The following is a 2,556-nucleotide window of genomic DNA, read 5'->3' on the forward strand; positions in this document are numbered from 1 at the left end:
CTATATCTGGGATTACGGCTTCTGGACATATGTCAGGGACAGGTTCTACTTCAAATCCGTGTGGAACACCTCGGTCCTGTGGTTCTACGGCTATCCGTTCATGGTGCTGCTCGCGGTCGGCTTGTGGATGCCGGCCAGCCTCGCCGAAGACCCGAAGCAACGCACCCTTTCGGCCATTCCCTATGTGTGGCTGGCTGCCGCCCTAATCATCTATCTGGCAGCGGCGGGCGAAATCACCAGCAATGTGTGGAATCTCCACATCTTCCATGTGCCGGTCGCGATGTTCTGCGGTCGCGGCGCGCTTCTTCTGGCAACGCTTGCATCGAGAACCATTCTAACGCCGGCGGTGATGCTTCGCTCGATCTGCATCGTGGCTCTCACGCTTGCCTGGTCGACCTTGCCGCTCGTCAGGACGATGAAGAAGCCGATCGCCATGAACGGCAAGCTGCTTGGCGAGGAACTGGCGCGGTTGGCGCAACCGGGCGATCTCGTCGTCGCCATCGCCCCCGAGGTCGGCGATCCCGTCGCAGTCTACTACAGCAGGGCGCGCGGCTGGGTATTCCCGCCTGGCGGAGGCGATGCGGAATGGTCGAAATTCGTCGCGGATGACGCCACTGCGATCGCGCAGCTCGAGGAACTGCGCGCGCAGGGCGCGGACCTGTTCGGCGTGGCCAAGAACGCCACCGACAAGCAGGACCTGCTGTTCATCGAGCATCATGATGGGGTTGTCGACTATCTCGACAAGACCGCAACCAAGCTTGTGGATTCGGCTGGTTTACTGATCTACAGGATCACCCGCCCATGAGAGCCGCGACAGGCTGGGGCCGTGGGCCTTGCCTTCCCTCGGAAAAGGAAGCGCCAAATCGCGCCGGTCGTCCGCCACACAGACTATTGGCCGCATGAACTCGCCCTAATCCGTCGGACACGCTCTGGGTTGTTCACCGCTGACGATCTTTGGGAAAGCGCGCTTAAGCTAATTTAGCGAAAACTTCCTGCCCATGTAAGCACGGATAGGTTTATCGAAGTGGGTGAATAGAAAATGTGCTGCAGCAATAGCAGCTAAGAGCGTGCCGCTCACCGTGATTGCCAATGGTATGACGCCATCGCTAGCGCTTTGGAACTGAGCGCCAAGTCGAATAATAGGCTGGTGAATAGCGTAGAGCGGATAAGACAACAATCCGAAGTATGCCGCGAGTGGCCGCTCCTCGTTGGGCGGAACTGCCGCTGCCAGAGCGACAACGACTGGAATTATAATAGTGATACAGAAAAAATCGTATAACCCCCTGGGGACGGAAAACGGAAGGAATAGAACCACGATCAGGATAAAAAGCGGAATCTGAGGCGGGACCCTCCCGACGCGATGATTGATGTTCCAGCGAAAAATCAGAACACCGGCAAAAAATGAAAAACCGACTCTGACAAAACCTTCAAGGAATGTTCGCCAGTTCGAAAATCCAACTGGACCAATTGTACCCTCGATGCCGACAATTTGGAAAAGCGCGACCGCGAAGAATGCGAGAAACGCGACATCGCCCCATAAGCGAATTTTACGGCGAGCGGCCGATCCGTAAACGACGCTGGCGACCATTTCAAAGCAGAGTGACCAGAGTGGGCTGTTAATCGAGAACGCTTCTTGCCCCGCCAGTAGTCCCAAGGGCAGGAGAAGTAATGCACCCACGGTAAGAATTGGGATGTCGTGGAGAGAAATATGCGGTTCTGAAGCAAATACCGCCGCAAGAACGCCTACGGCAACACCGACCACGATCATGGGATAGAGGCGCGCCAGGCGCTTCAGGAAAAATGCACTGCTCCGCAAACCACCGGACCTTAGTTTTTGGTCATACCCGTTTGCGAGAACAAAACCGCTAAGGCAAAAAAAGAAATCCACGGCGAGATAGGCGTAAGAGCCAAGGCTGAAACCGAAGATCTGGCTCGCATGCAAGAGGACAACGGATAGCGCAGCTACCCCTCGAAGTTCGTCCAGAAACGCAATGTGGTTCGTCAATTTACCGGCCCTGCTACCGGAGGTCACATTGCCAAGTCTTCGTTTGCAACCGATTAACGGATGACCTGTTTTCTGGCTGACGGCTTGCATGCATAGCAGCCGCGGAGGTGAAAGACGCTAACAACAACGGGACGAACGCCGCACTCGATGACGGTGCCGCCGCACGGATAAAGCGCGAAGCATAGGCTAGGTTAAGCGCCTAGGCAGCGGCACGTATCCCGCGCTGTGGAATGCCTTACCATCGTCGCACCACGACCGGATCAATGTTGATCCGGTCGCAGAATCACAGTGCGGTCTATTTCCTGGATGCAGCGTCTTCAATGACCTTCGCGACTTTATCGGGATGAGAGACCATCACGACGTGAGACGCGCCTTTAACCACAACCGTCTCTTTCGAGCCCGCCCGCTCCGCCATCCATGCGAGCGCTGCCGGCGGTATGTTCTTATCCGCGTCACCATAGACGAACCAAGACGGGATCTTCCTCCAGCTCGCCGCAGTCGAGGCCTCGCCAAGAGCCTTATCAGTGATGGGGCGCTGTGTTGCGGCCATC

The 2,556-nt window shown here is 56.5% G+C and carries 2 protein-coding genes and 1 pseudogene; 1 reads left to right on the forward strand and 2 read right to left on the reverse strand.

The window, feature by feature from the left end; all coding sequences use genetic code 11:
* Positions 1–805, forward strand: a pseudogene (locus AC1D1Z_RS36170) (glycosyl transferase); the annotation flags it as partial.
* 168 nt (positions 806–973) lie between these two features.
* Here AC1D1Z_RS36170 and AC1D1Z_RS36175 read toward each other — a convergent pair.
* The gene (locus AC1D1Z_RS36175; protein WP_018516606.1) at positions 974–2,032 is read right to left on the reverse strand and encodes an acyltransferase family protein; all 1,059 of its coding nucleotides are present in this window, start codon (positions 2,030–2,032) and stop codon (positions 974–976) included.
* A gap of 268 nt (positions 2,033–2,300) precedes the next feature.
* On the reverse strand, positions 2,301–2,556 hold a 256-nt coding region (locus tag AC1D1Z_RS36180; protein WP_477853615.1), incomplete at its 5' end, for an alpha/beta fold hydrolase.

The sequence above is a fragment of the Rhizobium sp. P1_E1 genome (assembly GCF_056406015.1).